Raw genomic sequence first — 18928 nt, 5'->3', positions numbered from 1 at the left:
GCTCCGTCCGAGCATCGCACACGGATGCCAGGACGGGAGCGGGCGGCGTCGCGGCTCAGCCGAACACGTAGTCGCTCAGGGCGAAATGCCCACTGCGCCAGGCGGCTTCGAGGGTGGAGGCAGGGCGCAGCGGGACGTCACCGTGTTTGTCGAAGTAGTAGCTGTTGGCGGTGGCGCAGCTGTCCTGCCAGAACACCTGTCCACCACGGCGGGCGAGCATCTCCCGGAAGTAGCGGTCGTTGGCCGATTCGCTCACCTCGATGCGGTCGGCGTCGGTGTCGCGGGCGTGGCGCAGGCAGCGCAGGATGTGCCGGGTCTGGTTCTCGATCAGGGTGAAGTAGGAGGCGCCGTTGTAGCCGTAGGGGCCGATGATGGAGAAGAAGTTCGGGAAGCCGGGGACGCTCACGCCTTCGTAGGCCTGCAGCCGGTTCTCGTCCCACCAGGTCTCCAGATCGCGGCCGCCGACCCCGTGCAGGTCGTAGGTCGGCATATTGCCCGACTCCATCACCTTGAAGCCCGTCGCCAGGATCAGCACGTCGGCGTGATGCTCGACACCCGCCGCGGTGCGCACGCCGGTGGCGGTGACCTCGGCGATGGCGGCGGTCTCCAGTGTCACGTTGGAGCGGTTGAAGGTCGCCAGGTAGTCGTTGGAGAAGCTGGGCCGTTTGCAGCCCAGCGCGTAGTTCGGGGTCAGCGCGGCGCGCACCGCCGGGTCCTTCACCTGGCGGCGCAGATGGGCCAGGCCCGCGCGTTCGCCGATGGCCGCGGTCGGCAGGGATCGGTGATAGTGGGCGGCCAGCGGGAAGGTGAACTCGACGTAGGTCTGGCTGACCAGCCGGGTCAGCGTCCGCCCGCCGGGGACCTTCAACGCCACCCGCGCCGCGAGCGGCAGGGGCAGATCGGGCCGGGGCAGACACCAGATCGGCGTGCGCTGGAACACCGTCAGGTGCGCGACATCCGGTGCGATCTCGGGGATCACCTGGACCGCCGAGGCACCGGTGCCGATGATCGCGACCCGCTTGCCCCGCAGGTCCTGGTCGTGATCCCAGCGGGAGGTGTGCATGGTGAGGCCGGCGAAGTCCTCGATACCGGCGATGTCGGGCAGTTTCGGCCGGGTCAGTACGCCGGTCGCGCTGATCACGAAGCGTGCGGTGATGGTGCCGCCGTCACCGGTGCGCAGCACCCAGTGCCTGCCCCGCTCGTCGAAGTCGGCGCCCAGCACCGTCACGCCGAACCGGATGCGTGGGCGCAGTTCGTATTTGTCCACGCAGGATTCGGCGTAGGCCTTGAGCTCGCGGCCCGGCGCGTACACCCGCGACCAGTCGGTGCGCTGCTCGAAGGAGAACTGGTAGCTGAAGGACGGGATGTCCACGGCGACACCGGGATAGGTGTTCCAGTGCCAGGTCCCGCCGACGCCGTCGGCTTCGTCGACGATCAGGAAGTCGTCGAACCCGGCCTGGCGCAGCGCGATCGCCGCGCCGATGCCGGAGAACCCGGCCCCGACGATGACGATCTCGTGGTCGATTCCGGTGCTGGTCATGCGATCTCCTCGATCCTGGACGCGGTGAAGGCGGCGGGGGCCGGACGGGTGTGGCCGCGCCTGCCGACCGTGCGGACGACGCGGGTGGCGTCTTCGGCGTGGACGATGACGTCGACCCGGTGCTCGATGCCGTCGACCGTACGGATGCCGGCGGGCACCAGTCGCGCGATCGGCCAGGTCACCAGGGTGCAGTGCGGCAGGCGCAACGTCCGGTAGTAGCTGCCGTGCACCGCGACACCGGCGGACGCGTCAGGGGTGAGGCGGTGCCGCAACCACGAATCCCGCACCTGGACACGGAGATTGAGCAGCGCGGCCGATCGCACCAGCCGTTGCGGCAGCCGGCGCAGCGTCGCCGTGGGCACCGGACCGCGCGGCAGGATCCACACCGCGTCGGTCTGGAACACCGTCACCCGGGCGGCCTCGGCGGCGATGCCGGGCAGCAGCCGCGCCGCCGCGGCCCCGCTGCCGACGATCGCCACCCGCAGCCCGGTGAACTCGCGGCGCGGCCGGAATTCCGCGTAGCGCACCTCCCGGCCCGCGAAGCCGGTGCTCATTTCGCCACCGGTTCATAGGTGAGCTCGTCCGACCAGGACGGCCTGCGCCCCAGCACCCGCACCGGAAAACGGTCGATGCAGGCGTTGGACACGTCGGCCAGCAGCTGGAACGGCTGACGCCGGTGGATCGTGGCCTTCCCGTGCATCTTCACCACGTGATACAGCGGGATCCGCCGGATCGCCGGACTGCGCTCGCCGACGTTCTCGTAGCGGCGCACCGCCTGCCACAGCTTCTCCTCGTCGAGCCCGAGGGCGATGATGTTGGTCGACATCCGCGACAGCAGTGGCGCGTAGAGCAGCGCCCCGAGCACGAACGACGGGCGCACCGCGAATCCGGCCGTCTCGATGGCCATCCGGCGCAGCGGGCCCGCGCCGAGCTGCTCGAGCACCTGGAAACCGACGGCCAGGTGGCGGGACTCGTCGCTGTTGATGTGCCGGAACACCTCGTGGCACACCGGGTCCTCGACCTCGTCGAGCAGGAATTTCACCAGGGCGCCGTCCAGCGCGGTCTCCAGCGACGGGATCACCGTGCCCAGCACCGGCAGCGTCAGCTGGTCGGCGTAGCGGTCGAGCCAGCTGATCACGAGGCGGATGTTCTTGTTGGGCACCGGCATCGCGTCGTCGTCGAGCATGCCCCAGCGCCGCATCAGCGCGAGTTCGGCATTGGCATGCTTCTGCTCCTCGGCGTGGAAGTACCGGTAGATCTCGCGCAGTGGGCCCGGTGGCGCCTGGTGGACCAGGGCGGCGAAGCCGCGGGCGCCGACGTGTTCGATCCACACCAGATCCGCCATGAAGGTGGCCAGCCGGGGCCGTTGCTCGTCGGTGATGGTGTCGGCGCCCGGTGCGTCCCAGTCGATGTCGGCCAGCGCCCACTGGCGGGCGCGCACCGTGGCGAGCATGTCGGGATAGGCGAACGTCATTGTTCGATCTCCTTCGGTGTGAACGGATCAGCGCACGACCCGCTCCAGCAGGCCCGCCGAACGGGTGTAGGTGGCAGGCATCCATCGTTTGGCCTGCCACAGCACTTTGGCCTCGAGCTGCGGAACCACGTACAGCTCACCGCGATCCACGGCGTCGAGGGTGGCGCGGGCGATCCCGGCGGGCGCGCGGCCGGTCCAGCGCAACAGCAGGCCGCCGAGCCGTTCGGCCGTGTCGTCCAGGGGCGCATCGGCCTGCAGGATATTGGTTTTCACCCCGGTCGGGCACAGCACCGTGACGCCGACGCCGGTGCCGGCCAGCTCGGCCGCGATGGTCTCCGAGAGCGCGAGCACGCCCGCCTTGCTGACGTTGTAGGCCGCCATCCGTGGCGCCGCGCCGAAGGCGGCCGCCGAGGCGACGTTGACCAGGGCGCCGCGACCGGCTTCCCGCAGGATCGGCGCGAAGACGTGACAGCCGTGGATCACGCCCCACAGGTTCACCCTGAGCGTGCGGTGCCAGTCGTCGAGGGCGAACTCGCCGACCACCGGCCCACCCGCGCCGATGCCCGCGTTGTTGACCACGACGGTGGGTGACCCGCCGAACCAGTCCCGCGCGGTCGTGGCCAGCCGAGTCACCTCGTCGATCGCGGTCACGTCGCAGATTGTCCCGGTCGCCTTGCCGCCCGCGGCCTCGACCAGCGCGGCGGTCTCGTCGGCGCGATCGGGATCGATGTCGGAACACACGACGCGGCCGCCGCGCCTGCCCAGTTCCAGCGCGAACGCGCGGCCGATGCCGCTGCCCGCGCCGGTCACCACGGCATCGGCGTTCGTGGTCCGGCGATGTCCGCCGAAGGGAAACAGTCGCATGGCAACTCCCGGGGTCGACCCGGCGAGGCTCGAATTGGTGGCATCTGCCACCATTGGCCGCACCTGACACCAATTAGGCTCGCGGCGGAGTACTTTGTCAACCATGGATGTGCGCGCACCGGCCCGGACCTGGGGCGGACTCACCGCCGATCAGCGCAGAGCGCAGCGCCGCGAGAGCCTCGTCGACGCCGCGCTCGAGATCTGGATCGACAACGGCTGGGCCGCGGTGACCATGCGCGGCGTCTGCCAGCGCACCTCGCTCAACGACCGCTACTTCTACGAGCACTTCAGCGACCGCGACGACCTGCTGACCGCGGTGTGGGACGAAGTCTGCGCCGAAGTGTTCGTCGACCTGGCCACGGTGATCGCCGAGCACGCCGACCGCGCCCCGCTCGAGATCATGCGGGCCACCATCGCCCACGCCGTGGCGTTGCAGGCCGACCCGCGTGGCCGCGCCCGCATCCTGCTCGCCGACCACGCCGGTAGCGCCGTGCTGGAGCAACGGCGCAAGACCATGCTCACCGACGCCACCGACCTGCTCATCGCCGCCGCCCGCCCCTACCTGCGCCCCGGCGTGGACGAGACCACCATCCGGATGAGCACCCTGATCGGCATCGGCGGCTTCATCGAACTGCTCTCGGCCTGGCGCACCGGCGTCCTCGACGTCACCGCGGACCGCATCGTCGACCACACCAGCGCCGTCGCCGCCCAGCTCGGCGCCACATTCCTCCCCCCGGAAGTCATCGGCGAGCCCTGAGCACGCTCACAAATATTCCTTGACATGAATATTCCATTCGTGGAATTCTTCTGGTCATGGAAGAGGTCGCGTCGGCGCTCGGGGATCACGCCCGGTGGCGCATCGTGGAGTTGCTCGCCGAGCGACCACGCTCGGTCGGCGAACTGGCCGAGCTGACCGGATTGCGGCAACCGCAGACCACCAAGCATCTGCAGACCCTGGCCAAAGCCGGTCTGGTGACGGTGTTCCCGCTCGGCCAGCGTCGCGTCTACGCGCTCGAGACCGCGCCGCTGACCCAACTGGAACGACACCTACGCCGACTGATCGACGCAGCGGCGGCGAACGCGGACGAGCGCGATGTGGTCGAGCGCTACCGGGCCGCCATCGAAGCGGAATCTGCGATGGCGGAACAGAACCGATGGGCCGACGGCCGCAGGTTCGAATTCGAGCGGACCCTGGCGGCGGCACGCGAGATCGTCTGGCGGCACTGGGTCGACGCCGATCTGCTCGGCAGCTGGCTGGCTCCGCCGTCCATGACCATCACCGACTGCGGTCTCGAACCGGTGCCCGGCGGCCGAGCGGTGCTCGACTATCGCGATCCGGAGGGGCGGCACTACCACTCGGCCGGAACCGTCCGCGCCGCAACGGAACCCGAGCACCTCGCGTTCGACCTGTCGGTGCTCGACGCGGACGGCGCGGTGTCGTTCACCGGCCGCTACGACCTGGCTCTCGACATCGTCGCCGACGGCACCCGCCTGCGACTCACCCTCACCATCACCGACACCGCGGTCGAGGCCGTCCCCTATATCGCGGGGATCGGCACCGGCTGGGGACAGGTGCTCGACAACCTCGCCGCCATCACCGAAGGGATTTCCCGCTCATGACCGCACGCCTCGTCACCGCCAATATCGCTCTTACCCTCGACGGGCGCTACCACGGTCCCGGCGGACCTACCGACGCGGGCGCGATCGTCCGCTACGCGACCACCAAGGTGGCGCGCGACCACCTCACCCGCATCTGGGAGAACGCGACCACCGCGGTACTCGGCCGACGCAATGCCGAAGGGTTCCTCGGCTATTGGCCGTCGGTCGCCGCCGACGAGAGCGCCGACCCGCGCGACCGCGGCTACGCGCGCTGGCTGACCGACGTCGACAAGGTGGTGCTGTCGACCACGCTCACCGAGGCACCGTGGGAACGCACGCGCGTCGTCGACGCGCCCGCCGCCGAGGTCGTCGCCGACCTGCGCGCCACCGACGGCGGCGAGATCCTCGTCAACACCAGCCCCAGTGTCATCAAGGATCTGCTCGCCGCGGACCTCGTCGACCGCCTCTACCTGCTGATCTGCCCGGAGATCGCGGGCGGCGGCGCACGCCTGTTCGACGACGGACTGCCCGGCACCCGCTGGACCGTCACCCGGAACGAGGTCGGCGAGCTGGGCGAGATCGCGCTGGTCTACGACCGCGCCCGCTGACCCGACGCGCCGCTCACGGCGTGGACATCGCGCTCACGCCGAGTTCGCGCAGGGCGCCGATCAGGAAGGTGTCGACGGCGTCGGTGCGTTCCAGCTGGACGAGGTGGCCCGCGTCGAGGACCTCGACGACGCTGCGCAGGTCGGTGACGTTCGCCCGCAGGGTCGCCAGGGGGTCGCGGCCGCTGAAGCCCTCCATGTCGGGGTCGTTGGCGCCGTAGAGGAAGTAGGTGGGAACCTCCACCTTCGCACCGGCAAGGGCCTCGGTCAGCGCCCAGTTGCGGTCCAGGTTGCGGTACCAGTTGAGGCCGCCGGTGAAGCCGGTGCGCTCGAATTCCGTGGCCAGGGTGTCGAATTCGGACTCCGACAGCCATGTCCACGGCATCGCGGGCGCCTGCGGGAGGACGTCGAGGTAGCCGAGGCCGGGCGGGTTCTTCCAGGTGTCGAGGTAGTGGTAGTCGCCGGAGAGCGAGTAGTACACGCGGGCCAGGAATTCGCGGGGCCGGGCCGCGAGCTCGGCGTCGGCGACGCCGGGTTCCTGGAAGTAGGCCAGGTGCAGGAAGTGCCGCTGCGCTGCCTTGGTCCAGAACTCCGACGGCGCGCGCGGCGGTCGCGGCGAGAACGGATTGTTCAGCACCGCAACGGCTTCCACCCGTTCGGGCGCGCGCAACGCCAGCTCCCAGACGAGCTGGGCGCCGAAGTCGAGGCCGACGAACACCGCCGTCGCCGCGCCGATGTCGTCGAGCAGCGCCAGCAGATCACCGATCACCGCCTCGTTCGTATAGGCCGCGACATCGGCGGGCGCCTCGGTGCGCCCGTATCCGCGCAGATCGGGCGCGATCGCCCGGAATCCGGCGGCGGAGACGGCGGCGAGCTGGCGATGCCACACGAACCCGGTGTGCGGGAAGCCGTGGCAGAACACCACCGGATACCCCTGCCCCTGCTCGGTGATGTGCATCCGGACCTCGCCGGTGTCCAGGAATCGATGGGTCAGCTCCACTACCGTCTCCGTTTCTAGAACGTGTTCCTATTTTGACGGTAGTGTCTGGAGGTCATGAGCGGAACACCCAAGATTCTGGCCGGCCGGGTCGCGGTGGTGACCGGAGCCAGTCGCGGCATCGGCAAGGGCATCGCCCTCGAGCTGGGCGCGGCCGGGGCCACCGTGTACGTCACCGGCCGCACCACCACCCCGGGCCGGCTGCCCGGCACGGTGCACGCCACCGCCGAGGAGATCACCGCCGCGGGCGGGACCGGTGTGGCCGTGGTGTGCGACCACACCGACGACGCCGCGGTCGAGAAGCTGTTCGCGCGGGTCCGCGACGAGCAGGGTCGGCTCGACGTGCTGGTCAACAATGTCTACAACGCCCCCGCCGCAGGCCGCTGGCTGGGCCGCAAGTTCTGGGACGTCCCGCCGAAGGCCTGGGACGAGACGTTCGACATCGGCGTGCGCTCGCACTACGTGGCGAGCGTGTTCGCCGCGCCGTTGCTGATCGAGGCGGCCGGGCTGATCGTGAACGTGTCCTCGCCCGGCGCTCAGCGCTACTCGCACAATGCCGTCTACGGCGTCGCCAAGACGGCGCTGGACCGGCTCACCGCCGATTTCGCGCACGACCTGGACGGCACCGGCGTGACCGCGGTGTCGATCTGGCCCGGGATCGTCAACACCGAACTGCTGCAGATGGTTCCGGCCGACGCGAACGGCAGGCGCGAGGTCACCCTGCCCGGCGAGGGAACCTTCGACCTCGACGCCGCCGAGACGCCCGCCTTCCCCGGCCGCGCGGTCGTGGCCCTGGCGGCCGATCCCGACCGGCTGACCCGCACCGGCGCCGCCTGGAAGGTCGCCGACCTGGCCGAGGCCTACGGCTTCACCGACGTCGACGGCCGGGTGCCCCGCGTGGGCTGAGCCGACAGCGGACCCTGGATTTAGGTGAGACAGTGCGTTACAGTTACATCAGGGCGCGCCCCGCTCGACGGTGAGCCCCGTGACGATGGAGAGAAACAATGACGTTCTCGAAGACCGCTGCCGCCGATCCGGACTACGCCGACACCCTGCTGACCCTGTCCGAGGGTTCGGTCCACCGCCGTTTCGATCCCTTCCTCGACATCGACTGGGACGCACCGGAATTCCGGATCGACCGCGATGACCCGCGCTGGGTGCTCTCGGCCGAGCTGGACCCGCTCGGCGCCACCGCCTGGTATCAGGGCCTGCCGCTGGAACGCCGGATCGAGATCGGGCGCTGGCGACAGGCCAACGCCGCGAAGGTGGGACTCGCGTTCGAATCCATCCTCATCCGCGGGATGATGCAGTACGCCATGGCCCTGCCCAACGGCTCCCCCGAGTTCCGCTACTGCCTCCACGAGATGACCGAGGAGTGCAACCACATCCAGATGTTCCAGGAGCTGGTCAACCGGATCGGCGACGACGTGCCGGGGATGCGGCCGCTGTTCCGGGTCGCCTCGCCGTTCATCGGCGTCGCGGGCGGCTACTTCTGGGCCATCCTGTTCATCGGCATCCTCGGCGGCGAGGAGCCGATCGACCACTATCAGAAGGCGCTGATCAGGTCGGGGAGCGCGACCCAGCCCACGCTGCTGCGGATCATGGAGATCCACATCGCGGAGGAGGCGCGCCACATCTCCTTCGCCAACGAGTTCCTGCGCAACCACGTGGCCAGGATGAATCCGGTGAGCACCGCGGTGTGCGCGGTGGCCTTCCCGATCGCCATGCGCTGGCTCGCCGACGAGCTGGTGAAGCCGTCGAAGTCGTTCGCCACCAAATTCGACATCCCCGACGAGGTGTTCAAGGACGCGTTCTGGCGCAGCCCCACCTCGCGCCGGATTCTGAGCGGCTTCTTCGGCGACATGCGCGGCCTCGCCGACGACCTCGGGCTGCTGAACCCGGTGACCCGGCCGCTGTGGAAGCTGCTGAAGATCGACGGCGGCCGGGCCCGCTACCGCAGCGAACCCGACCGCCGGACGAGTTGACCCGCTAGGCGCCGTAGCCGTCGGTGCCCGCGCGCGACAGCACGATCGTGGGCACCACCGCGCGGGCCGACAGCCGGAACACCGAGTCGACCAGCTCGACCACGTCGTTCACCGTGAGCATCTGCTCCGGCGGAATCCGGTCGTGGATCCAGGCGCTCATCTCGGTGTCGACGTAGCCGGGCGCGATCGCGGTGGCGGTGACCCCGTTGGCCGACTCCTCGACATTGAGCGTGGCCAGCAGCGAGATCACCGCCGCCTTGGCCGCGCCGTACACCGCCAGGCCCGCTTCGGCATACACCCCGCTGATCGACGACAGCGCGACCACTTTCGCGCCGTGCGCCGGATCGGCGGCGGCGCCTGCCCGCAACATCGGCAGGGCACCCTGGATCAATTGCAGCGGTGCGCGCAGGTTCACCGCGATCGTCTTGTCGAACCGGCGCATGGAGGCCTCGGCGAGCGGTCCCGCGGTGCCGACCCCGGCATTGAGGATGAGCCCGGACAAGCTGGTGAACCGTTCGGCGTGCGCCGCGAGCACCCGCTCGACGCCCGCTTCGTCGGCCATGTCGGCGGCGACGGCCACCACCTCACCCGCGCCGAGCGCACGCAGTTCGGCCGCCACCGCCTCCAGCCGCTCGGCATCGCGCGCGGTGATGGTGAGCGAATACCGCTGCCGGGCAAGGCATTCGGCGATGCCGCGGCCGATCCCCCGCGACGCGCCACTGATCAGGGCTGTCCTCGTCACGTGTGTGCTCCCTTCAGCGCGCGCAGTCCCGCGGCCATGAATTCGGGGGTGGCTTCGGCGGCGCGTTCGGCCGCGGCGCCCGCGCCCGAGCCGCGCAGGGCGCGATGGGTGATGCCCTCGCCGATGATGCCGAGCTTGAAGTTGGCGAGCGCGAGATAGAAACCCCAGTCGCCGAGGTCGCGCCCCGACGCCGTGGCGTAGGCCTGGGCGAGGTCGTCCGCCGAGGGGATGCGGTCGCTGGTCCAGGCCGCCGACGATCCGAGCACCACGTCGAAGATCGGCGAGCGGTACACGCACATCAGCGCCGCGTCGGTGAGCGGATCACCGAGGGTCGACATCTCCCAGTCGACCACCGCCCGCACCCGGCCGGGATCGCGCGCGTCGAGGATGGTGTTGTCGATGCGGAAGTCGCCGTGCACGATCGAGCCCGCCGACCGCGCCGGGATGCGCGCGGACAGCGCGGCGTGCAGGGTCGGCACATCGGCCAGGTCGCGGGTCTTCACCCGATCCCATTGCGACGCCCACAGATTCACCTGCCGCTCGACGAAACCGGCCGGGCGCCCGAACTTCTCCAGCCCCACCGCCGCCGCGTCGACCGCGTGCAGCCGGGCGAGCACGTCGACCAGCTCGGTGACGCTCGCCTCGACCTGCGCGTCGGTGAGCACGGCCAGTTCGTCGCGGTCGCGGATGACCAGGCCGTCGATGTATTCGACGACGGTCATCGGCGCACCGAGCGCGGTGCCCTGCTCGTCGAACGCGACGGTCCGCGCGACCGGGACCTCCGAGTTCTGCAGGGCCGCGGTGACGGTGAACTCGCGCGCCATGTCGTGCGCCGAGGGCGTGAGCCCGGCTACCGGTGGACGGCGCACCACCCAGCGGGTGACGTCGTCGGCGGCGACGAAGGTCAGATTCGAGCGGCCGCCGCTGATCAGGTCGACCCGCAGCTCGCCGCGGACCTCCACCCCCCGCGCGCGCAGGAACCGCGCCAGCGCGGCGACATCCATTCCGGGCAGGGTCATTCGCCGGCCTTCCGCGCTCGCACGGCCGCGCTCACCGCGCGCTTGGCGATGGCCCACCGGTGCACCTCGGAGGGTCCGTCGTAGATCCGGAAGGGCCGGACCTCGCGCGAGAGCCGGGCCAGCGGCAGGTCGGCGGCGACACCGAGGCCACCGCACATCTGCATGCTCCGGTCGATGATCCGGAAGATCGCCTCGGCGGCAAAGGTCTTCGCGATCGAGGTGGAGTTCGCGGCGGACTCACCGCGATCGAGTTCCCAGCAGGCGCGCAGCAGCAGCGCGCGGGTGGCGGCGATATCGATCTCGTTGTCGGCGATCATCGCCTGGATCATGCCGAGATCGCCCAGCCTGCCACCGAATCCGCGCCGCTCGGCAACCCGGTCCACCGCCACGTCGTGTCCGCGGCGGGCGGCGCCGAGCCAGCGCATCACGTGCGTCATCCGCGCGGGACCGAGCCGGACCTGCGCGTATTCGAAGCCGCGGTCGACCGCGCCGAGCACCGCCTCCGCGGGGACGAGCAGGTCCTCGAAGAAGACCTCGCAGTGGCCGCCGATCATCGAGCGGTCCAGGGTGTCGATGTGCCTGCCCACCCGGAGGCCGGGGGTGTCGGCGGGCGCGAGGAACATCGTCGCGCCGCCGCGGTCACCCGGTTCGCCGGAGGTGCGGGCCATGATGATGAAGAAGCCGGCACCGTCGGCGCCGGTGATGAAAGCCTTGCGGCCGTTGATCCGCCAGCCGCCGTCGGCGCGCTCGGCCCGCGTGGTCAGCGCCGACGGGTCCGAGCCCGCGCCGGGCGCCGGTTCGGTCATCGCGAACGCCGAGCGCAGGTCGCCGCGGGCGAGCGGGGCGAGGTACTGCTCCTTCTGCGCCGGGTCGGCGATGTGGGCGAGCATGTGGACATTGCCCTCGTCCGGGGCCGCGATGTTCAGCGCGGTGGGGCCGAACAGCGAGTATCCGGCTTCCTCGAAGACGGGGGCGCGGTCGGTCATGCCGAGGCCGAGGCCGCCGTATTCGACCGGCGCGTGCGGGGCGAAGACGCCCTCCTCGCGGGCCGCCTTCTGCAGGTCGACGCGCAGGGCGTCACCACCGGCGGCGGCGATGTCGCCGTCGTTGGCGTCGTCGATCGGCAGTACCCGGTCGCGGATGAACTCCCGGGTGCGCTCGACCAGGTGCTGCACCTCGGGGGGATGGGACAGGTCGATCGCCACGGCGTCGCTCCTCACTGCGCTTGCCGAACGTTCGCTCGGCTGTGAACACAGTCGACAGTGGCACGTGCGCGCATTACCTGTCAATCATCCGGCTCGACAACGGTCAATTTGTTCAGCTATCCTGAACATCGTGAACACGACCGAAGGCGACTCCGCCACCCTCGGCGCTCGGCTGCGGGAAGCGCGGACCGCGGCCGGCCTCTCGCTGCGGGAGGTCGCGCGGCGCATCGAGGTCAGCCCGGCCACGCTCAGCGCCGTGGAGACCGGCAAGACCGGTGTCTCCGTGCCGCGACTGCGGCGGCTGGCGGCCGAACTCCGCGTGCCGACGCCGTGGTTGCTCGGCGAGCAGCCGGTGCCGCCGCCTCGCGCCGGCACCGTGCACGCCCCCGCCGGCGAACCGGCCGTGGCCTGGCGGGCGTTCCCGCCACTGGAGATCGATCCCGTCCTCGCGGCCGCCATCGACTCCTTCGTCGAGACCGGGTATCACGGCGCCACCATGCGCTCGATCGCCCTGCGCGCCGGCATGAGCGTGCCCGGCGTCTACCACCACTACCGTGACAAGCAGGACCTGCTCGTGCGGGCCCTCGACCTCACCATGGACGAGCTGCACCGGCGGATCGCGGCGGCCCGCGCGGAGGCGCGCACCGGGCGCGAGCGGGTGACGCGGGTCGTGGAAGCACTGGCACTGTTCCACACCCACCGCCGCGAGCTCGCCTTCATCGGCGCCAGCGAGATGCGCAGCCTCGAACCCGCGAATCGGCGCCGGATCGCGGCGTCCCGCAACGAGATCCAGTATCTGCTCGACGCCGACATCGACGCCGCGCTCACCGAGGCGGGCCGCGGCACCGAGCACGCGCGCGCCGCGGGTCGCGCCATCGCCACGATGTGCACCGCTCTGCCGCAATGGTTCCGGCTCGACGGCCCGGCCACGCCCGAGCAGATCGCCACCGACTACGCCGGGTTCGCCCTCGGACTGCTCGGCATCGCGCACTGAATTCCCCTGTGCCGCTTGATCAGCGCGGCGGCCACAGCGCCTCGGCGAGGCTGGTGCGGCCCGCCCCGAAGAACTCGGGGCGGGCCCTTCCCCATGCACCATGCGGCGCCGCCACGTCGCACGGCACGGTCCATGGTAGACGCGACAACCTCAACTCTCCCGGCACCACACCCGAACCAACCCGAACAAGATCAGGTATTCCCGCTCCCCCGCGCTTCTCCCGACGGGAACGTAGCGCGCGAACCGCCTGGATCGTCGGGATACGGGCTGCCCGGCGAGTGCTCGTCGAGGACCAGGCTCATCTCGATCGAGTCCCACAGTTCGCCGTTGCCGCGGCGCCAGTGCCTGCGGCGACGACCCTCGACGACGAACCCCGCTCCTTCGTAGAGGCGCCGGGCGGCGCCGTTGTGCGGCCAGACCTCGAGGTCGATCTTGTGCGCATCGTGCTCGCGCGCCCAGTCCACACACGCGGCGAGCAGGCGACGGCCCAGTCCCCGGCCGCGGTACTGCGACACCAGCGCCATCGCGAAGTGCGCATGGCCGTGCCGTATCTCGACGCGGGCGAAGCCGACGACCAGCTCGCCGTCGACGGCCACCAGGGTGTGCGCGCCCGCGGTGGCGCCCCGCGCGGATTCGCGCCAGCGGGCACGTCGTTCGTCGTCGACCGGCAGTTCGGTGCCGATCCAGCGGCCCTCGGCCGCGACGGACTCGAACGCGGCGACGAAGCCGTCGGCGTCGCGGGGTTCGATCGGGCGCACGTCGATCACCGGATCGAGCGTACCGACGCGCCGGCCGGTCGAGCGGCCGGCGCTGTCCGGGCCCGGCGCGCGTCAGCCGGGAGTGGATCCCTGCGCGGCGAACCACGCGAGATAGTCGGCGGTGACGGTGCGCAGGCGGGTCGCCGGCCAGTCGGCGGGGGCTAGGTCGGCGGGCAGGACCGGGTCGGTGGTGAGGTGGTCCAGGCCCGCGCAGATCGCGGCGAAACGGGCGGTGGGGTCCGGGGTTTCGATGGCGGCGAGCAGGGCGTGGCCGCGCGCGGACCAGTCGGCCAGTGGCCACAGCCGGGCGATCAGGTCGGCGGGCTCCTCGACGGGCCGGGTGCGCAGCCGGATGACGGCGTCGTCGAGATCGGCGGGCCAGGGCCGTTCCAGGTTGGCCGGGCGCATCCACACGCCCTCACGCAGTTCGGCCAGGCGCAGCGACAGCAGGCGCGCGCGCAGGGTCGCCCGCTCGGCGGCGGGGCGGCCGACCGCGGTGACGACGACCTGCTCCCAGTCACCGGTCCACGCACAGGTCCGCGGCGCGGTCAGTTCGGTGCGGCGGGCGCGCAGCGACGGGGTGAGGGTGTACGCGCGGTTCTCGCGGACCAGATCACCGGCGGCGACCATGCGGGAGACCGCGACCCGGACGGTCGATTCCGGGTAGCCGACGGTGGTGGTCGCGGCACAGATCTCGCGCGCGGTCATCGTCGGCGAGTCGGCGGCGATGAGGATGCGGACCAGCGCCGAACGGGCCGACACCGGGCGCACGTCGGTATCGGGGCCGGTCATGGGGGGTCGCACGGATCGAGTCTACATATTTCACTATTGCCACGACCGTTTTGGATATGTAACGTTCCGGGCAACCATCGCCTCGCCGGCGTCCCCGACCACAAGGAGCTCACCCATGACCGGTACCCACGAACTGGCCGGGCGCACGATGATCATGTCCGGTGGCAGCCGCGGCATCGGCCTGGCGATCGCGGTCGCCGCCGCGCGCCAGGGCGCCAATGTCGTGCTGCTCGCCAAGACCGACGTGCCCGATCCGCGACTGCCCGGCACCATCCACACCGCCGCCGCCGAGATCGAGGCCGCGGGCGGCAAGGCGCTGGCCGTGGTGGGCGACGTGCGTGACGAGGCCTCGGTCGAGAACGCGGTGAACCGCGCGGTGGAACGGTTCGGCGGCATCGACTACTGCGTGAACAACGCCTCGGCGATCGCGCTGGCCCCCACCGAGGAACTGCCGATCAAGCGCTTCGACCTGATGCAGCAGATCCAGATCCGCGGCACCTACCTGCTCACCCGCGCCGCCCTGCCGCACCTGCGCCGCAGCGAGAACGCGCACATCCTGAGCCTGTCGCCGCCGGTCAACCTCGCCCCGCGCTGGCTCGGCGAGCACCCCGCCTACATGGTGGCCAAGTACGGGATGTCGCTGCTCACGCTGGGCTGGGCGGCCGAGTACGCCGAGCACGGTGTCGCCGCGAACTGCCTGTGGCCCGAGACCCTGATCGCGACCGCCGCGGTGCAGAACCTGCTCGGCGGCGACGACGCCATCGCCAAGGCCCGCACGCCCGAGATCGTGGCCGACGCGGCCGTGGCCATCCTGCGCCGCGACGCCCGCACGACCACCGGCAACAGCTTCCTCGACGTCGACGTGCTGGCGACCGAGGGCGTCACCGACCTGTCCGGTTACGGCGGCTCGGGCGACCTCGAGTACGACATCTTCGTCGACCCGCCGCAGGCCTGACCGGGCGCGCTGGATCAGCTCTCCGCGACAGCGGTGATCTGATCCAGCGACACCCCCTTCGTCTCGGGCACCCGCCGGTAGCAGAACACCAGCGAGAGCGCCGAGATCACCGCGAAGACGGCGAACATGGTGGACGCGCCCCACAGCTCGCCCAAGGGCGGGAAGACCAGCGACACCACGAAATTGCCCGCCCAGATCAGGAATGTCGTGATGCTCATCGCCGTCGCGCGGATCGGGGCGGGGAAGATCTCCGACAGCAACAGCCAGGTCGGCACGCCGACGCCCACCTGGAACGACGAGATGTAGACGATCATCAGCGCCAGCAGGACAGAGCCGGTGGCGGTGTTCTGCGGCATCCGCTCGACCACCGCCATGCCGGTGAGCGCGACCACCATGACCGACAGGCCGATGAACATCAGCGGCCGCCTGCCGATCCGGTCGATCAGGCTCATGCCGATCACGACACCGATCACCGCGCCGATCCCGATGCCGATCGACGAGGTGATCGCCGCGTTGTCCCCCATGCCCGCCTGGGCGAGCGTGGACGGCGCGTAATAGATGACGGTGTTGACACCGACGAATTGCTGAATGAGCGCCAGCCCCACCCCGGTGACGAACAGCGCGCGCACTTTCGGTTTACGCAATTGGTCGCGCAGGCTGTCCTTGACGGCGACATCGGCCGCCTCGGTGCGCTCGATATCCCGGATCGTCGGTTCGACATTCTCCGGAAAATACGACCGCTGCAGCACTTTCCTGGCCTCGTCCTCGCGCCCCTTTTTCAGGTACCACCGTGGTGAATCCGGCATGAAATACATGCCGAGCACCAGCGCCGCGGCGGGAATCGCGGCCATCGCCAGCATCAACCGCCAATTTCCGGTCGGCGCCAGCAGCGCGTTGACGATATAGGCGAGCAGCTGACCGCTGGCGATCATCAGGCTGTTCATCGAGACGAGCCTGCCGCGATAGGTGGGCGGGGCGATCTCGGAGACATACATCGGCACCACCAGCGAGGCGGTGCCGACCGCGACACCGAGGACGAGCCGGGTGACGACCATGACCGTCGCGTCCGGTGCCAGCGCCTGCGCCAGCGCGCCGACGAAGAACAGCCCGCCTGCCAGCAGCAATGTCACTCGCCGGCCCCATCGGTCGGCCATCCAGCCGCCGGTGATCGACCCGATGGCCGCGCCGATCAGCAGCGAACTGGTGACGATGCCGACCTGCGCCTGGGTCAGCGCGAAATCCGGCGTGAGATAGACCAGCACCCCGGAGATGACGCCGGTGTCGTAGCCGAACAGCGCGCCGCCGAGCGCCGCGATGATCACGACGGTCAGCACGAATTTCTTGATCGTGGCCCGCATGGCGGCCCGCTCGGGCGTATCGGCCGTGCCGGGCGGTTCGGTCACCGGGGAAACCACTACTTTGCCGGTGTCGTCCTGGACCGTGTTCGGGATCCGCGCGGGTGAATCGGGCATATCCACACCTCCGCCAGCAGGAGTCGGTCGATTCCTGCACTGTAATGGAGTGCGCGAAGTATCCGGAAGCCCGAAAACCGCCGTGCGAATTCCGCACGGCGGCCGAGCTATGGCGAATTACCGCCGATGCAGGGAACGGACGGTGGCCGCGCCCCACAGCGCCAGCCATCCCGCGGCGCCCAGGTAGAGGAGGTAGGCGAGGCCGACCAGTTCGGCCCCGTAATCACCCACCCATTCCCCCACCCGCAGCAGCCCGGCCAGGCCCAGCCCGAGCAGGATCAGCCCGAGGATCAACCCGGGCATCGCCAGCGGCGCGTTCCAGGAGTCGGCCGACGCGGCCGTGACCCGACGGTCACGATCGGTAACTGACAGATTGCTGTTGGGTTCGAAGTAGATGCTGCTCATTTCTTCCAGACCCCTTCCGGACGGCCGCCCCGACACGGCCGGTAGGTGATCCATACCGGATCCTCCGAGGTCCGCCCCGCCGGAGCGGGCGGACGGCGCGTTCGTGACCCCTGATCGGCGTCGACCTGGTCGTTGATCACAAACGGTTAACGTTCAGCAATTACGAGCGTGCCAGCTCCGGTCGACGAAAGACAGATGATGTGATCTGCGTCACATCGAACGTGTATTCGACACGATTCGATAACGTACGTTACATTCCCGGCAAACACCCCGTGGAACTGGCGATATCCACGAACAACTGGACGTTTGCTCAACGTCCCGACATCACTGTGATTTATCGAACCGTTACGGCTCTGACGTGCGAAAACGACCGATAACGGCCGCGCGACCCGACCGCGACCGAGTCGGGACCCAGGGCGCCGGTCCGGATCAGCCCGGCACCGGAACCGACACGCCCGGAACAGCTTTGGCGACGATCCGGCCGCGAAATCGTGCCGACCCGCCCCGGTTCTCCTACGATGGGCGACGGTACACACCGGCACTGCGTGAGGGGTCGACGATGAGCGACAACGCGAATGTGATCGACCAGTCCAGTCCGAGCATCGCCAGGGTCTACGACTATCTCCTCGGCGGCAAGGACAACTACGAGGTAGACCGCGCGGTGGGCGACCATTTCAAGGTCAACCTCCCCGGCTCGGTGGCGATCGCCACCAGCAACCGCCAGGCCCTGACCCGCGCCGTGCGCGAGATGGCCGAGGCGGGCGTGACCCAGTTCGTGGACTTCGGCAGCGGCCTGCCCACCGCCGACAATGTGCATCAGGTGGCCCAGCGGGTGCATCCGGGCGCCCGCGTGGTCTATCTCGACAACGACCCCATCGTGCTGGCCCACGGCCGCGCGCTGCTGGCGACCGACGACAACACCACCGTCGTGCAGGCCGACGTGCGCGATTTCGCCGGCATCCGCGACGACGCCGAGGTCAACCGGCTCATCGACTTCGACCAGCCGGTGGGACTGATCTTCAGCGCGATCCTGCACCACCTCAACGACGACGAGGACCCACGCGCGGTCGTCGAATACTGGACCGGGCAGATCCCGGTCGGCAGCAGCGTGTTCATCTCGCACTTCCGCTCCGGCGACAACGCCGAGACCCGTCAGGCCGAGGCCATGCTGCAGTCCACCTTCGGTCGCGGCCGCTGGCGCACCGACGCCGAGATCGCCGCGCTCTTCGGCGACCTGCGACTACGCGAACCCGGCGTGGCCGCGGCCGCGCGCTGGCACCAGGACGCGACGGACGGCCTCTCCCTCGTCGACGCGCCCGACCGTGAGTTGTCGGTGTGGGAGGAACTCATCGTGGCGGCCATCGCCGACAAGCGCTAGGGCGGTTCGTCCGGCTCGGCGACGAGACGAAATTTCCGGGCACGACATCTCGTCTGTTCGAGCGGGTGAACGCGTCACGTTCGGCTATCGTCCATCTAGTTTTTTTCGATGCTGCTGGATCGTTCGTGTCGCTTCGCCGTCATC

General features: G+C 70.0%; 20 protein-coding genes. 8 read left to right on the top strand and 12 right to left on the bottom strand.

Annotation, left to right across the window (positions count from 1 at the left end; all coding sequences use genetic code 11):
* Positions 1-55 precede the first annotated feature (55 nt).
* From EL493_RS15635 to EL493_RS15620, 4 genes are read right to left on the bottom strand one after another with little or no spacing between them, the layout of a single operon-like run.
* Complete coding sequence (locus EL493_RS15635) at positions 56-1540, bottom strand: flavin-containing monooxygenase (protein WP_019046567.1); 1485 nt, start codon at positions 1538-1540, stop codon at positions 56-58.
* A complete protein-coding gene (locus EL493_RS15630; RefSeq protein WP_019046566.1) occupies positions 1537-2094 on the bottom strand; it encodes an NAD(P)/FAD-dependent oxidoreductase in 558 nt (185 codons plus the stop codon). The genes EL493_RS15635 and EL493_RS15630 overlap by 4 nt, the downstream gene beginning before the upstream one ends.
* Positions 2091-3014, bottom strand: coding sequence for a hypothetical protein (locus tag EL493_RS15625; RefSeq protein ID WP_019046565.1), 924 nt, complete (start codon positions 3012-3014; stop codon positions 2091-2093). Before EL493_RS15625 ends, EL493_RS15630 begins: the two co-directional genes overlap by 4 nt.
* Before the next feature lie 27 nt (positions 3015-3041).
* Positions 3042-3878: an SDR family NAD(P)-dependent oxidoreductase gene (locus tag EL493_RS15620; protein ID WP_019046564.1), complete on the bottom strand. Its 837-nt coding sequence runs from the start codon at positions 3876-3878 to the stop codon at positions 3042-3044.
* Between the two features lie 103 nt (positions 3879-3981).
* Here EL493_RS15620 and EL493_RS15615 point away from each other — a divergent pair, with 103 nt between their 5' ends.
* From EL493_RS15615 to EL493_RS15605, 3 genes are read left to right on the top strand one after another with little or no spacing between them, the layout of a single operon-like run.
* Positions 3982-4635, top strand: coding sequence for a TetR/AcrR family transcriptional regulator (locus EL493_RS15615; RefSeq protein ID WP_019046563.1), 654 nt, complete (start codon positions 3982-3984; stop codon positions 4633-4635).
* A gap of 56 nt (positions 4636-4691) precedes the next feature.
* Positions 4692-5498 carry a metalloregulator ArsR/SmtB family transcription factor gene (locus EL493_RS15610; RefSeq protein WP_019046562.1) on the top strand — a complete coding sequence of 269 codons (807 nt, stop codon included), beginning with the start codon at positions 4692-4694 and terminating at the stop codon, positions 5496-5498.
* The gene (locus tag EL493_RS15605; protein ID WP_019046561.1) at positions 5495-6085 is read left to right on the top strand and encodes a dihydrofolate reductase family protein; all 591 of its coding nucleotides are present in this window, start codon (positions 5495-5497) and stop codon (positions 6083-6085) included. The genes EL493_RS15610 and EL493_RS15605 overlap by 4 nt, the downstream gene beginning before the upstream one ends.
* A 13-nt stretch (positions 6086-6098) precedes the next feature.
* Here the strand turns inward: EL493_RS15605 and EL493_RS15600 are convergent, their stop codons facing one another.
* A complete protein-coding gene (locus tag EL493_RS15600; RefSeq protein ID WP_051719564.1) occupies positions 6099-7040 on the bottom strand; it encodes an alpha/beta hydrolase in 942 nt (313 codons plus the stop codon).
* A gap of 96 nt (positions 7041-7136) precedes the next feature.
* Here EL493_RS15600 and EL493_RS15595 point away from each other — a divergent pair, with 96 nt between their 5' ends.
* The gene (locus EL493_RS15595; RefSeq protein WP_019046559.1) at positions 7137-7985 is read left to right on the top strand and encodes an SDR family NAD(P)-dependent oxidoreductase; all 849 of its coding nucleotides are present in this window, start codon (positions 7137-7139) and stop codon (positions 7983-7985) included.
* Positions 7986-8083: 98 nt separating this feature from the next.
* Entirely contained in the window at positions 8084-9064 is a 981-nt protein-coding gene (locus EL493_RS15590) for an AurF N-oxygenase family protein (protein WP_019046558.1), read from the top strand.
* A gap of 4 nt (positions 9065-9068) precedes the next feature.
* Here the strand turns inward: EL493_RS15590 and EL493_RS15585 are convergent, their stop codons facing one another.
* The 3 genes from EL493_RS15585 to EL493_RS15575 are packed head-to-tail and all read right to left on the bottom strand — an operon-like array spanning position 9069 to position 12030.
* Complete coding sequence (locus EL493_RS15585; protein ID WP_019046557.1) at positions 9069-9806, bottom strand: SDR family NAD(P)-dependent oxidoreductase; 738 nt, start codon at positions 9804-9806, stop codon at positions 9069-9071.
* Complete coding sequence (locus tag EL493_RS15580) at positions 9803-10825, bottom strand: phosphotransferase family protein (protein WP_022565747.1); 1023 nt, start codon at positions 10823-10825, stop codon at positions 9803-9805. The genes EL493_RS15585 and EL493_RS15580 overlap by 4 nt, the downstream gene beginning before the upstream one ends.
* Positions 10822-12030 carry an acyl-CoA dehydrogenase family protein gene (locus EL493_RS15575; protein ID WP_019046555.1) on the bottom strand — a complete coding sequence of 403 codons (1209 nt, stop codon included), beginning with the start codon at positions 12028-12030 and terminating at the stop codon, positions 10822-10824. The genes EL493_RS15580 and EL493_RS15575 overlap by 4 nt, the downstream gene beginning before the upstream one ends.
* Before the next feature lie 130 nt (positions 12031-12160).
* Here EL493_RS15575 and EL493_RS15570 point away from each other — a divergent pair, with 130 nt between their 5' ends.
* Positions 12161-13024, top strand: coding sequence for a TetR family transcriptional regulator (locus tag EL493_RS15570; RefSeq protein WP_019046554.1), 864 nt, complete (start codon positions 12161-12163; stop codon positions 13022-13024).
* Positions 13025-13215: 191 nt separating this feature from the next.
* On the opposite strand, the gene EL493_RS15565 is transcribed toward EL493_RS15570, so the two are convergent.
* Together EL493_RS15565 and EL493_RS15560 are read right to left on the bottom strand one after the other, a co-directional pair.
* Positions 13216-13791, bottom strand: a complete 576-nt coding sequence (locus EL493_RS15565; protein WP_019046553.1) for a GNAT family N-acetyltransferase — start codon at positions 13789-13791, stop codon at positions 13216-13218.
* A gap of 63 nt (positions 13792-13854) precedes the next feature.
* Complete coding sequence (locus tag EL493_RS15560; RefSeq protein WP_197724372.1) at positions 13855-14586, bottom strand: PaaX domain-containing protein, C- domain protein; 732 nt, start codon at positions 14584-14586, stop codon at positions 13855-13857.
* Between the two features lie 103 nt (positions 14587-14689).
* Here EL493_RS15560 and EL493_RS15555 point away from each other — a divergent pair, with 103 nt between their 5' ends.
* Complete coding sequence (locus EL493_RS15555) at positions 14690-15529, top strand: SDR family oxidoreductase (RefSeq protein WP_019046551.1); 840 nt, start codon at positions 14690-14692, stop codon at positions 15527-15529.
* 14 nt (positions 15530-15543) lie between these two features.
* On the opposite strand, the gene EL493_RS15550 is transcribed toward EL493_RS15555, so the two are convergent.
* Positions 15544-17001 carry a sugar porter family MFS transporter gene (locus EL493_RS15550; RefSeq protein ID WP_019046550.1) on the bottom strand — a complete coding sequence of 486 codons (1458 nt, stop codon included), beginning with the start codon at positions 16999-17001 and terminating at the stop codon, positions 15544-15546.
* Positions 17002-17118: 117 nt separating this feature from the next.
* Positions 17119-17406, bottom strand: coding sequence for a hypothetical protein (locus EL493_RS15545; RefSeq protein WP_019046549.1), 288 nt, complete (start codon positions 17404-17406; stop codon positions 17119-17121).
* A 559-nt stretch (positions 17407-17965) separates the two neighbouring features.
* Between EL493_RS15545 and EL493_RS15540 the strand changes: the two genes are divergently transcribed.
* Positions 17966-18784, top strand: a complete 819-nt coding sequence (locus EL493_RS15540) for an SAM-dependent methyltransferase (RefSeq protein WP_019046548.1) — start codon at positions 17966-17968, stop codon at positions 18782-18784.
* Positions 18785-18928: the final 144 nt, after the last annotated feature.

It is taken from the genome of Nocardia asteroides (genome assembly GCF_900637185.1).
GTDB classification, from domain to species: Bacteria; Actinomycetota; Actinomycetes; order Mycobacteriales; family Mycobacteriaceae; genus Nocardia; species Nocardia asteroides.
This window is presented reverse-complemented; position numbering and strand designations above follow the sequence as displayed.

Coding starts and splice junctions, on each gene's coding strand:
- EL493_RS15635 (WP_019046567.1), bottom strand. CDS start 1,540: ATGACCAGCACCGGAATCGACCACGAGATCGTCATCGTCGGGGCCGGG.
- EL493_RS15630 (WP_019046566.1), bottom strand. CDS start 2,094: ATGAGCACCGGCTTCGCGGGCCGGGAGGTGCGCTACGCGGAATTCCGG.
- EL493_RS15625 (WP_019046565.1), bottom strand. CDS start 3,014: ATGACGTTCGCCTATCCCGACATGCTCGCCACGGTGCGCGCCCGCCAG.
- EL493_RS15620 (WP_019046564.1), bottom strand. CDS start 3,878: ATGCGACTGTTTCCCTTCGGCGGACATCGCCGGACCACGAACGCCGAT.
- EL493_RS15615 (WP_019046563.1), top strand. CDS start 3,982: ATGGATGTGCGCGCACCGGCCCGGACCTGGGGCGGACTCACCGCCGAT.
- EL493_RS15610 (WP_019046562.1), top strand. CDS start 4,692: ATGGAAGAGGTCGCGTCGGCGCTCGGGGATCACGCCCGGTGGCGCATC.
- EL493_RS15605 (WP_019046561.1), top strand. CDS start 5,495: ATGACCGCACGCCTCGTCACCGCCAATATCGCTCTTACCCTCGACGGG.
- EL493_RS15600 (WP_051719564.1), bottom strand. CDS start 7,040: ATGCACATCACCGAGCAGGGGCAGGGGTATCCGGTGGTGTTCTGCCAC.
- EL493_RS15595 (WP_019046559.1), top strand. CDS start 7,137: ATGAGCGGAACACCCAAGATTCTGGCCGGCCGGGTCGCGGTGGTGACC.
- EL493_RS15590 (WP_019046558.1), top strand. CDS start 8,084: ATGACGTTCTCGAAGACCGCTGCCGCCGATCCGGACTACGCCGACACC.
- EL493_RS15580 (WP_022565747.1), bottom strand. CDS start 10,825: ATGACCCTGCCCGGAATGGATGTCGCCGCGCTGGCGCGGTTCCTGCGC.
- EL493_RS15555 (WP_019046551.1), top strand. CDS start 14,690: ATGACCGGTACCCACGAACTGGCCGGGCGCACGATGATCATGTCCGGT.
- EL493_RS15550 (WP_019046550.1), bottom strand. CDS start 17,001: ATGCCCGATTCACCCGCGCGGATCCCGAACACGGTCCAGGACGACACC.
- EL493_RS15545 (WP_019046549.1), bottom strand. CDS start 17,406: ATGAGCAGCATCTACTTCGAACCCAACAGCAATCTGTCAGTTACCGAT.
- EL493_RS15540 (WP_019046548.1), top strand. CDS start 17,966: ATGAGCGACAACGCGAATGTGATCGACCAGTCCAGTCCGAGCATCGCC.